The organism is Deltaproteobacteria bacterium (assembly GCA_016178705.1).
GTDB lineage: Bacteria > Desulfobacterota > Binatia > HRBIN30 > JACQVA1 > JACOST01.
Window position 1 is genome coordinate 445,983 of record JACOST010000030.1, and the last position, 11,319, is coordinate 457,301.

Annotated in this window: 13 protein-coding genes; 6 read left to right on the forward strand and 7 right to left on the reverse strand. The window is 64.0% G+C overall.

Going from position 1 to position 11,319, the window contains the following annotated elements; genetic code table 11:
• Positions 1 to 31 precede the first annotated feature (31 nt).
• The 4 genes from HYR72_23055 (at position 32) to HYR72_23070 (ending at position 1,636) form a co-directional block, all read left to right on the forward strand.
• On the forward strand, positions 32 to 271 hold the full coding sequence (locus tag HYR72_23055) for a type II toxin-antitoxin system Phd/YefM family antitoxin (protein ID MBI1817866.1): 240 nt from the start codon (positions 32 to 34) through the stop codon (positions 269 to 271).
• Positions 268 to 669 (forward strand): type II toxin-antitoxin system VapC family toxin, encoded by a 402-nt coding sequence (locus HYR72_23060; protein MBI1817867.1) that lies wholly within the window; start codon positions 268 to 270, stop codon positions 667 to 669. Before HYR72_23055 ends, HYR72_23060 begins: the two co-directional genes overlap by 4 nt.
• Positions 670 to 755: 86 nt before the next feature.
• On the forward strand, positions 756 to 1,163 hold the full coding sequence (gene ybeY, locus HYR72_23065) for an rRNA maturation RNase YbeY (GenBank protein MBI1817868.1): 408 nt from the start codon (positions 756 to 758) through the stop codon (positions 1,161 to 1,163).
• Positions 1,163 to 1,636, forward strand: coding sequence for a pyridoxamine 5'-phosphate oxidase family protein (locus tag HYR72_23070; GenBank protein ID MBI1817869.1), 474 nt, complete (start codon positions 1,163 to 1,165; stop codon positions 1,634 to 1,636). Before ybeY ends, HYR72_23070 begins: the two co-directional genes overlap by 1 nt.
• A 27-nt stretch (positions 1,637 to 1,663) precedes the next feature.
• Here HYR72_23070 and HYR72_23075 read toward each other — a convergent pair whose 3' ends face one another.
• The 7 genes from HYR72_23075 to HYR72_23105 all read right to left on the reverse strand — a co-directional run bounded on the left by HYR72_23075 (position 1,664) and on the right by HYR72_23105 (position 7,376).
• The gene (locus HYR72_23075) at positions 1,664 to 2,746 is read right to left on the reverse strand and encodes a hypothetical protein (GenBank protein MBI1817870.1); all 1,083 of its coding nucleotides are present in this window, start codon (positions 2,744 to 2,746) and stop codon (positions 1,664 to 1,666) included.
• Between the two features lie 75 nt (positions 2,747 to 2,821).
• Positions 2,822 to 3,010, reverse strand: coding sequence for a type II toxin-antitoxin system HicA family toxin (locus HYR72_23080; GenBank protein MBI1817871.1), 189 nt, complete (start codon positions 3,008 to 3,010; stop codon positions 2,822 to 2,824).
• 31 nt (positions 3,011 to 3,041) lie between these two features.
• The gene (locus HYR72_23085) at positions 3,042 to 3,305 is read right to left on the reverse strand and encodes a type II toxin-antitoxin system HicB family antitoxin (GenBank protein ID MBI1817872.1); all 264 of its coding nucleotides are present in this window, start codon (positions 3,303 to 3,305) and stop codon (positions 3,042 to 3,044) included.
• Between the two features lie 588 nt (positions 3,306 to 3,893).
• Positions 3,894 to 4,244, reverse strand: a complete 351-nt coding sequence (locus HYR72_23090) for a hypothetical protein (protein MBI1817873.1) — start codon at positions 4,242 to 4,244, stop codon at positions 3,894 to 3,896.
• Between the two features lie 714 nt (positions 4,245 to 4,958).
• Positions 4,959 to 5,879, reverse strand: a complete 921-nt coding sequence (locus tag HYR72_23095) for a carbohydrate kinase family protein (GenBank protein MBI1817874.1) — start codon at positions 5,877 to 5,879, stop codon at positions 4,959 to 4,961.
• A gap of 3 nt (positions 5,880 to 5,882) precedes the next feature.
• A complete protein-coding gene (locus tag HYR72_23100; protein MBI1817875.1) occupies positions 5,883 to 6,554 on the reverse strand; it encodes a DUF1573 domain-containing protein in 672 nt (223 codons plus the stop codon).
• Positions 6,555 to 6,608: 54 nt separating this feature from the next.
• A complete protein-coding gene (locus tag HYR72_23105; GenBank protein MBI1817876.1) occupies positions 6,609 to 7,376 on the reverse strand; it encodes a cyclase family protein in 768 nt (255 codons plus the stop codon).
• A gap of 440 nt (positions 7,377 to 7,816) precedes the next feature.
• On the opposite strand from HYR72_23105, the gene HYR72_23110 reads away from it, so the two are divergent.
• Together HYR72_23110 and apbC are read left to right on the forward strand one after the other, a co-directional pair.
• Complete coding sequence (locus tag HYR72_23110) at positions 7,817 to 10,156, forward strand: endonuclease MutS2 (protein MBI1817877.1); 2,340 nt, start codon at positions 7,817 to 7,819, stop codon at positions 10,154 to 10,156.
• A gap of 63 nt (positions 10,157 to 10,219) precedes the next feature.
• Positions 10,220 to 11,293 (forward strand): iron-sulfur cluster carrier protein ApbC, encoded by a 1,074-nt coding sequence (gene apbC / locus HYR72_23115; GenBank protein MBI1817878.1) that lies wholly within the window; start codon positions 10,220 to 10,222, stop codon positions 11,291 to 11,293.
• The last annotated feature ends 26 nt before the right edge of the window (positions 11,294 to 11,319 follow it).

Genomic DNA, 11,319 nt, shown 5'->3' on the forward strand with positions numbered 1-11,319 from the left:
ACATCTGACCATGATCGGATAACAGAAGACCATGAGTTACAGCGTTGCGGTATCAGAATTCAAGACCCACTGTCTTCGCCTGGTCGAGAAGGTCGCGCGCGAACGACGCGAACTGATCGTCACCAAGCGCGGCAAACCCATTGCGCGTGTCGTTCCGATGGGCGAGCTGAGCGCAAACGAGGTGCTTACCCGGCTGCGCGGGACGCTTATTGGCGGTGACCGAGTGGAGGACTTCGATACGCGCACGGTGTGGGGAGCGATGCGCCGTTGAGCGCGTTACTGCTCGACACGCATGTGTGGGTGTGGTGGATCAGCCGCCCCGGACGACTCTCACGCCGCCAGCGCACCACCATCGATCGAACGCTCAAACGCTCCGACGCTTCTCTCTTGTTGTCGATCATCTCGTGCTGGGAGGTGGCCCTGCTCTGTCAGCACGGACGCCTTCGCTTCACCATCCCGGCGGACGCATGGCTGGAACAAGCGGCTGGCGCGCCAGGCATTCAGGTCATCCCGCTGTCATTGCCGATTATTGCGACGGCCGCCCGGTTGACTGCACTGCGCGACCCAGCTGACATGCTGATCGTCGCGACGGCGCAGCATCACGGTGCGCAATTGGTCACGAGCGACACGCGCATCGATGATGCCGACGTAGTCGCAGTCGTGTCCTAGCCATTCACTACAGCGGGTGGGCTTCGACGCTGATGCCTGTCATTGTGCTCTCTCGCTACCGGGCTCGCGGCGTCCTTGCGAGATTGGTGCAGCGTCGCGCATTGCGGCTGCTGAAGACTCTCGACGAGGCGGACGCCGTGCTGACGATCTCGCTGGTGGATGACGCGGAGATGCAACGACTCAATCGCGAGTACCGTGGCAAGGATCGGCCGACGGACGTGCTCGCGTTCGCGATGCGCGAGGGGCGACGCGTGGCCGGCGACGAGGCGCAACTTGGCGATGTGGCGATTTCGCTCGCCACCGCTGCGCGCCAAGCGACTGATCGCCGTATCGCGCTCGCGGATGAAGTCACGACGTTGCTGGTTCACGGAGTGCTGCATCTGCTCGGCTATGATCACGAACGCTCACCCGTCGAGGCCCGGCGGATGTTTCGCAAACAGCGGGAGCTGCTACAGTCGGTGGGGTCTGCCCCAGCGAGAAAGCGAGGACACTGATGCCTGCCATCATGCCTGCAATGGCCAGTATGCTGATCACCTCCGCCCTATTCTTCGCCGTTGCCGCCACCGCGCGCGCAGCGTCACTGCCCGCCGACGTGCAAGGCGCACTGAAGACGCAGAGCGAGATCTACATCGCCACGCGTCGCGCCGACGGCGCGCGGAGCGCGGCCGTGCCGGTGTGGTTCTGGTGGGACGCGGACAACCAAATCCTCTACACCAGCACCTCGCCCGACGCGCACAAGGTCAAACGCATCCGCAAAGGCAGCCCTGTGTTTGTCGCAGTGCAAGGCAAAGACGGTCCGTTCTTCGAAGGCACGGCGGAGATCGTCACCGATCCACAGCTCGTCGAGCGCATCGGCAACGGCTATTCCGACAAGTACTGGGTCGCATGGCTCGGGCTCTTCCGCCCGCGTGCCTCGCGCGTCAGCGCCGGGAAGACGGTGGTGATGAAGATAGTCCTCAAACCGTAGAGACGCCTCCGCGGGGCGCCTCGGGCATCACGGCGCGAGATCCAACAGCTCCTTGAAGCCCGACGGCGCGTGCGGGCCGATGACGAGTTGTTCGAGGATGCCGATGCCGCGGCGTTTACCTAGCGTCGCTTCGCACACCGCCTGAATGTGCAGGTAGAGCGGTACCGACGGATCGATGTCCTTCAGCGCCCACGACTCGCCGCCGACCTCGTGTTCGCCCAGCCACATCCCGTGGCCCCACTGCGGATGCTGATAGCCGAGGCCGATCATGTAGAAGTTGTAGAGCGGCGTGAGGTTGATCTGCAGCTCTTCACCCGAGCGCCGACGCAGCATGATCTCCGCGCGCTTCGCGTGGCGCGTTCCCGACTGCCACTCGATGCGGTAGCCCACGGACTGCATCGTCTCCACCTCGCCGCCGACCGGCGCCATCATTCCCGCCTGATGCCAGCGGGCGCCGTCGGCTTCGTCGTTGACATCGAAGTGGGTGCAGAGATCCTCGAAGTTCACCGGCGACCACAGCCAGAAGAATTGAAACGCCGCCGGCGCGGCGGTTTCGCGTTCGCCGACTGGGCGAACACCCCACGAGCGATCGCGCGAGCCCCAGAACTTATCCGGCGCGACACGAATGGTCTCGCCGGCGACGGTGAGGGTGCCTTCAACGCTCACGTGCTGAGTCAGCCGCGTGTAGTCCATGAACACGCGACCGTTGATGCGGCGGAAGAAGCGCGGCTCCTCCAACACCGGCGCGCGCGCGGTGAAGACCAGGTCGCCGCTGATCTCCCACGGATTCGGCTGCACGACCAGACGCACCCTGCGCAACGGCTCGACGACCTCGACGGCGATCGGTCCCACTGCCGTCTGCATCCGATCCGCCGGCGCCCGCCCCGATGCGCGGACGACGTACTGCCGGCCGCGATGCACGACATTGAACGCGGCATCGATCACCTGGCGATTGGGATACACTCCCATCGCTGCAGCGAAGTACACGCTGCCGTCACGCGCATAGCCGTTGAAGAAGAACCGATCGTAAAAGTTGCGGTCGCTGGTGCCGACATACGCAATCGGCTCCGGGGTTTGATGAATGAGATAGTCATCCGCGCGCGTCAGCATGGTGCGTCCTCCGACCGTCCGAGCACAAAGCGCAGAGCCGAGGCGGCGAGTCAATGATCGCCGTCACACGGCCGATCAAAGGAGTTTGCGCAGATCATCTCGCGTGAGGCCGGCCTGTCTGAGAATGGACCGCAGCGTGTCCGGATGAAGGTCTCTTCGGTGGAAGGGCACAGTGACCGGAGTCGAGCGCTGCGGGTGAATCAATCGGTAGTGGCTGCCGGTAACGTGGTCGATCACGAAGCCGGCGCGCAGCAGCGCGCGCACGAGGCGAGCGCCGGAGACTGGTGGAGTTTGCTCACACCGCCTTGCGCGTCACAGCCAATTGTTCAGTACGCCGAGCTGGTGCTGACGCGCGAGTCCGGCGCGAGCTCGGCGCGAGATAGCACTCGATCGCGTCGCGGACCATCGCGCGAGCTTCGTCGAGCGTGTCGCCTTCCGTAATGCATCCCGGCAACGCTGGCACGGTAACCGTGTAGCCGCCTCCGGGCTGTGGGTGGAAGTGTACGGCATAGGTCTGCACGGTTTCCCTGCGACTCTTTGCGATGCGACGGCTGGCCATGGGTGAGAGAGTACGGAACTAGATACCACTACGTCAAGCAAACCCACGAGGCTGCAGCGACGCGTGTACGCGATGCGTTTCCCTTCACGCACCCGTTCAGTTCGCTGAGGCCGTTGTTCAAGTGCTCACTCTGAAAACCGCATCCGATCCGAACGCTTTCTGCAGTCGAGCAGTCAACTCGTCGAGAACGTCGCGGCCGAACGGCGTGTGACGGAAGGTGAGCCATTCCATCACCACAACCTCCACCAAATCCGGCTTCCTATCCGTCGAGGCCGATACTTGGATAGAACGTGCGTGCCCGTCTTCGTTGCGATCCCACCCTCGAAAACATCTCACCAAAATAGAAGGATCCGGTTTGGCAGAGCATTCAAGGCCGTGGCGCTCAGCGACCTCGCTCACGATCTTCACAACCGTGCCTGTCTCCCGCGTCGACACACTAACGCGCTCGCTCGATTCTTCAAGTCCCGGGAGAGCAGAGACATGAATCGTCGTCCTCGCTACTGGATCGCAACCTGCCAGGAACGACGTCACGATGACGGCGCACATGCCAACGATTGCGGCCCGTGAGCACTGTCGGTCCATGACGGACTAACGAGAATTGGACGCCTGCTTGGATTCGACAAGCCGCCAGACTCCGGCTTCCAACTCGACTGTCACCGTGTCTAGGGTGATATCCTCCCCAGTTTGCGGGTCGACGCGAGTTCGAAGAACCTGCAGCGTCGTGCTTCCCAGCCAGCGAATGGGACCAGGACTCCAATCTGTTGGTTCGATCGACCAGACTTTTTCAAGGGCATCGGCACGGACCAGCCACAGCGAAAGACGGTTGGGGTTGTACCCTGCAGTGAGATCGGCAGAAGCTACGGCGAGATAGTTGGCGTCCGGCGATGGTATCGGAACGCCATCCACAAAGGCCCGCTTGCCGCTCGCGGCATTGATCAACAGGATCGAACTACCTTCATAATATTGGACCCAAAGTACGTGGTACCTCGGACGCGCTAGAGTGCCCAGGTACCGGAACAGCCCCCCTTCCTCTTCGGGCGCGTCTTCGTCTGCGACACAAGTCTGATCGCGAGAAGCGAGTCGGAAGCAGATCTCACCATTCCGACGATCGACCCAACTTCCGACCGAGTAGTTGTTGCGTCTCTACCACTTGAGCACAACGACCGTAGTCGTATTTCAGAATCGTGCGACACACGGCGGGTTGACGGACTGGATCCATCGGGGTTGGCAAGGTCGATAGGCCGTTTATGCAGGCTCCTAGACCAACAATCGCAAACAGGGGACATGTGCGAACAAGGAACGTCACTTCGAGTTCCGACGACCCGCGACCCGCGACTCTGATGGCCACGGTACGCCGCGTTCCGCCAAGACTTCGCGATACGCGATTGCGCCTTCCTTGTGCAAAGCGTTGCCGAAATCGCGTAGGCGTTCGACGATGACTTCGGTTGGGAGCGAGCGGAAGCGCTCTATTTGCTTTGCAACGGTCCCGAAGTGTCTGTCACGCTTACTCACCACCTCACGACATCCGATTGCTTGCTGGCCAGCTTGGCATTCCCATAGAATCAGACAACCCTTGCAAGTTCTCGAAGCCTAGCACGCAGAGCAATGACGTCGTCAAGCGTCCGTCGCGTTCTTTCAGTCCGCTGAGTGGATTCACGTCCCCGCACACAACCCCAGCGCACGCTCCACCGTCGGAATTCCTGGGCGACCGCCAAGGCGTTCGCACTTGAGCGCCGCGGCGGCGGCGGCGAAGCGGAGGGTGTGCTCGATTGGCCACTCTTGCAGTAGGCCGTGGATGCAGCCGGCGTGGAAGATGTCCCCCGCGCCGGTGGTGTCGACCACCGGCACGCGGAACGACGGGACGTAGTGCAGGTGTCCGCGCACCAATGCCAGCGCGCCGCCGGCGCCGAGGGTGACGCCGACGAACCATGGCCCCATGGTTGCGGCCTTGCGCAGCGCCGCGCGCAGCTCGCCGATGCCGGTGAGTTTTGGAAGCACGTCGGCCGATGCGATCAAGACGTCCGTGAGGCGAAGCAGCTCTTCAACTCCCGGTCCCGGTCCGTCGATGTCGAGCACGGTGATGACGCCGGCAGCCCTCGCCCACCGCGCCGCTTGAATCGTCGCGGGCAGATCGTAGGCGTCCATCAGTAACACTCGACCACTGGTGAGCGATGCGCGTTCGATTTCATCCGGACGCAGCGCCAGGGCGTCCGGTCGCTGCCACACCACCGCGCGCTCGCCGGTAATCTGATCGATCAGAATCATCGAGACGTGATGTCCGACCCCGGCGCGAGTGCGGCAGGCGCTGAGGTTGATGCCCTCGTGTTCGAGCGATGCGCGCGACGTGGCGCCGTCGGCATCGTCACCGAAGCAGCCGACGTACGCGGTTTCCGCGCCCCAGCGTTGCAACGCGACCAGCGCGGTCGGCACCTGCCCGCCGGGCTGACGTTCGTACGCGACCATGCGCTGCTTGGCATCGAGTCGCGGATGCCGAGCGACCACGCACAGGTGATCGATGGTGTTGAGACCGAAGCCGACGACGGCGAAGGGGTGCGCGTTGATAGGGGTGGTCACGTCTCAGTCCTTCTCCTCGTCGACTATTCCCACGACCGGCACCGTGAGCGTTGCGTGCCTACTGCTGCTGGTGATGAGCGTGACCGATTCGTTGAAGCGCCCGATCGGCGCATCGGGCGCGATCGTCACCGCAAGGATCTTGCCGGTCGGTGTATCGAGCAAACTAGCTCGCAGCGTGCGGCCTTGGTCCGCCTGAAGCCGCAGAATGAGCGGTCGGCCGGTGATGATCCGCGCTTCATTCTCTGCGCGCGCGCCCCGCCGCACGTGGCCGAGGTACAACGCCGGTGGATCGGCGGCCACATCGACGGCGATGTCGCCGCGCAGCGCCAGCGTTGTCACCGGCTGCGCCGGGTCGTTGCTGTAGACCGTGATGGTGCGGCTCGTCGTCCCGAACAGACGAGCGGTGTCGCAGCGCGCCTGAATCGCGCCGCTACCACCGGCTGGAACCACACGAGGCACTGCCTCAGCGGTGCAATCGCTCGCGGTCATGAGGTTGTTGATGATGAGATCCGCGCCGCCGCTGTTGTGGAAACTGAACGCGTGCGTTGCCGGCGTGCCCTGCTCAACCGTCGCGAAGTCGTGAACGGTGGCATCGAACGAGAGGTGCGGCGCACGCGGCGTGGCCTCAGGTTCGCACTGGAGGGACAGTAGCGCGAGGCCGATGAGTAAGGGCACCCCACGTGGTGTCCCTGCGAGATGACGTCGTGCGCGAGTCAGGTGGAGGCCCCGTTATGGCAATACAGCGATGATGCGCGTCGGGCCGCCACTGCCACCGGCGATCTTCATCGGCAGGGCGACGATGGTGGCGCCGCTCGCCGGCAAGCGGTCGACGTTCGCCACGTTTTCGAAAGCCGGCTTGTTGGCGCCGTTGATGGTGCGGTGGACGATGAAGTCCTGCGACGGGCCGTGATCGATGCTGGCGGTGTCGACGGCGATGGCATCGATGTCGCGCTCGTGGACCAAGAAGTCCGCCGACTCTTTCGAAAAGCCGGGGAAGTGCAAGTTAGCCACGTCACCGCGCGCATCCGTTCCGAGGTAGCGCAGCTTGTCGCCCCAGCGCGCGCCCCAGCCGCTGAACATGATGACGATCGCGCCCGGCGGGATGCGTCCGTACTTCGCCTCCCACGCCTGAAGATCGGCGACGGTGAGGCGATAGTCGCGATCGGTGGCGGCTTGCTCGCGTACGTCGACCACCACCGCGGGACCGATGCCAGCCGTGACCGGCACCTGCTCAGCCGTCGCCTTGCCTTCGCCGAAGTGAATCGGCGCATCCATGTGCGTGCCGCCATGCTCGGCCATGCAGATGTTGTTCGCAGCGTAGAAGTAGCCAGCCGGCGTTTGGCCGTGCGCGACAGCCGTTAGCGTGAACGACTCGGCGGTCGGCCAGTAAATCGTATCCGGACCGAACGCATAACTGAGATCGATGACCTTCGATTCGTCGATCGGCGCGGCAAAGATCGGCATCGGAACGAGCAACAGAATCAACCACAGAGGCACTGAGAACGCAGAGACGGAGCGGAGTACCTTGCTCGGTAATACCTTGGCGCAAGCCTTCATCGGGCTTTGCGCACGCAGGAGCCCCTCGATACGCGGCCTTTCGATACGAAGCCTTCGGCTTCTACTCAGGACCGCTACTCGGGGAAGCGGTTTTGTTTTCGTACGTTTCAATACCTGGTCGCCCGAGTAGTGAGCTAAGCGACCTCCCCACTCGTCATACCGGCGAAAGCCGGAATCCAGGATCGAGCCCCACGCCCCCGCCTGGATACCGGCCTTCGCCGGTATGACGGACCCACCGCCGGGACTTCTTCTGCAAAGCTCGTTCATCGGGAGATTCCTCTCTCTGAGTTCCCTCTCGGTGCTCTCGGTGGTTATTTCAGATCAGGGGAAATCTCAAATGGCCGGTTTGCCAGTGGCCGGTGCGTGGATATACTCGCCGCGTGCGTCCCCGCGATCTCGACGCGCTCGAATTCGATCGAGTGCGAACTCAACTCGCAACCTTCGCGTGCTCGACCGCAGGCCAAGAAGCCTGTGGCGCCATCGCGCCGTCGAGCACGCTTGAGACGGCCTGTGCCGAACTCGATTGCACGTGGCAGTACACGTGCTGGCTCGATCGCCACGCGACCAGTCCGATCGCCGAATTTCCCGATGTGCGCCCGTCCCTGAAAAGTGCCGCACACCCCGGCTTCGTGCTCGATGCGGCGAGCTTGCTCGCCGTACGCAACGTGCTGCAGGTAGCGCAGCGCGCGCGCGGGATCCTTGGCAGACAGATCGAAGCGCTGCCGAGTCTTGCCGAGATTCCGGCGCAGTTACCGCCGCTCCCCGGCTTGCTCGGCGCGCTCGAACGCGCGCTCGACGACCACGGCGGGATCACCGACAACGCCAGCGACGAGCTGGCAGAAGTCCGCCGCACCTTGCGCCGCTTGCGTGACCAGCTCACGCGTCGGCTCGAAGACCTCGTCCAGCGGCCGACTCTGGGCGACGTGATCGCCGAACAGTACGTCACGCTGCGCAACAACCGCTTCGTCATCCCGGTCAAGGCGTCACACGCGTCGCGCATGTCTGGTGTGGTCCAAGACCGATCGGTGTCGGGCGAGACGGTGTTCATCGAGCCCCTGTTTGCGGTCGACCTCAACAACCAATTGATGATGGCCGCGCGCGAAGAGGAGACCATCATCCGCCGCATCCTCGCCGACCTCGGTGAGCTAGTTCGCCAGGAGCTCGCCGCGCTGGTCAGTACGTTCGCCGCACTGGTGGCGCTCGACGTGCTGACGGCGAAGGCGCGCTTCGCGCAACGCTACCGCTGCACGCAGCCGCAACTCGGTGCTGACGAAGTGCGGGTGCGAGCGGCCCGTCATCCGGTCCTGCTGTTCACTGGCCGACCGGTCACGCCGGTGGATCTGCTGATCCCAGCGAATCAACGCACTCTGGTCATCACCGGCCCTAACACCGGCGGCAAGACCGTGGCCTTGAAAACCGTCGGCCTACTGGCGCTGATGGCGCAGAGCGGTCTGCTCATTCCTGCCGCCGAGGAGAGTTACTTGCCGTGCTTCAGCGGCGTGTACGCCGATGTCGGTGATGCGCAGAGCATCGAGCGCAACCTGTCGACCTTCTCCGCGCACATCGCCAACCTGACCGACATCCTCGCGCATGATCTCAGTGGCGCCTTGATACTGCTCGACGAGCCGGGCGCCGGGACTGATCCAGACGAAGGCGCGGCGCTGGCCATCGGCTTGGTGAAAACCCTCGAAGCCGCCAACGCGCGCACTGTGCTCACCACTCACGGCACGCCGGTGAAGGTGTTCGCGCTCAGTCGCGATGCCTGCGTGACGGCCGCGGTCGACTTCGATGTCGCGACGCTCACGCCGCGCTATCAGCTCAGCTATCACTCGCTAGGCGAAAGCCTGGCGCTGCCGATCGCGCAACGGCTCGGTCTGCCCGACGCCGTATTGGTGGCCGCGCGGGGCGCGCAGTCGGAGCAATCCAAAGCCTTCGGTGCCGCAGTGACGCGCTTGGAAGAGACCCGCCGCTCCTTCGAGGCGCGGCACACCGAAGCCGCCGCGCGCGCAGATGCGTTGGCCGAGCAACAGCGCGAGAGCGAACGTTTGCTCGGCGAACTGCGCGCGCAGCGCCAGCAACGCTGGCGCGACGAATTGGCAGGGGCACGCACCTTCGTGCGCTCGGTGAAAGAGCAGGGCCGCGAGTTGCTCGCGGCATTGGAACAGGGCGCGGCAGACAAACGCCGTCTCGCCGCGTTCGTTGCCGCGCAGGAAACAGCGATCGCCGAACAAGCCGTGCACAGCCAAGTGGTCGCCGACGAACCGCTTGCGACCAGTGGACCTCCGCGCATCGGCGACACGGTTGAAGTCGGGACGCAAGGAATCACCGGCGAGTTGTTGTCCGTCAAAGGCGAACGTGCCTGGATTCAGCGTGGCAGTATGCGCTTCGAAGTACCGGCGGCGCAGTTGCGGCGCGTCGCCGCCGGTGCGCGCATCCAGCCGCCCAGCGTGTCGCTCCCAGCCGCACGCGACGGTGCGCCGACGGAGCTGACGTTGATCGGTTTACGCGCGCGCGAGGCGATTGAACGCTTGGAGACGTTTCTCGATCACGCCACCAGCGCCCATCATGCCGCCGTGCGCGTCATCCACGGCATCGGCAGCGGTGCGCTGCGCCGCGCGGTGCATGAGTACCTCGCGGCGTCGCCCTACTGCGATAGCTTCCGCAACGGCGAGCCGCCGGAAGGTGGCGCGGGGGTGACGGTGGTGACGTTGGCGACATAGGAGTTTTGCTCCTCACTGGCAGCGCGCGGCGATTCCCGCTACGGTGCCCGCTCTGGAGAACGAATGGCGACACCAACCCCGCAACAGATTCTCGACGAACTGAAGAAGGTGAAATATCCGGGCTACACGCGCGACATCGTGTCGTTCGGATTGATCAAGGACGTCGAGGTGGCGAGTGCGGGTGTTACCGTCACGTTGACACCGACGACAGAGAACCCCGACGTGCTCGGGCAGATTCGTGACGCGGTCGTGCAGGCCGTGACAGCGATGGGATTCGACATGGTCGAAGTCGCGGTTACGGCGCCGGAGCAGCCGGTTCGCCGCGCGGCGCCGGGGCGCGCCGGCATTCCCGGCATCAAACGCATCGTCGCGGTGGCCAGCGGCAAGGGCGGGGTGGGCAAGTCGACCGTCGCCGTCAACCTCGCGCTGGCGTTGCACGCACTCGGGCAACGGGTCGGATTGTTGGATGCCGACGTCTACGGACCGAGCGTGCCGTTGATGCTCGGGCTCACCGACCGCCCGACGTCCACCGACGACAAGCGCATCATCCCGATCGAAAAGTTCGGCATCAAGGTGATCTCGATGGGGCTGTTCATCGAGGAACGCACGCCGGTGATCTGGCGCGGCCCGATGATCAACAAACTGCTGACGCAGTTCCTGCGCGAGGTCGAGTGGGGCGAGCTGGATGTCCTCGTGCTCGATCTACCGCCGGGAACAGGCGACGCGCAGTTGACCATCGTGCAACAGGCGCCGCTCTCGGGCGGTGTCATCGTCACCACACCGCAAGATGTCGCGTTGCTCGACGTCAAGCGCGGCATCACCATGTTTCAGCAAGTCAACGCGCCCGTGCTTGGTGTGATCGAGAACATGAGCTTTCACATCTGCCCCGGTTGCGGTGATCGCGCCGACTTGTTCGGCCACGGTGGCGGCGCGAAGATGGCCGAGCAGTTCAGCATTCCGCTGCTCGGCGAGATTCCGCTGGTGCGCGAGATCCGCGAGCACTGCGACACCGGCGAGCCCATCGTCGTCGCCGAACCGGAGCATCCGCAGAGCCTCGCCTTCCGAGCGATCGCTACGCGCGTGTTGGCGCGGCTCGACGATGAGAAGACCGTCGCGCCGCTACCGACGATTCATTGACGAGCGTGAATCGTGATTCGTGAATC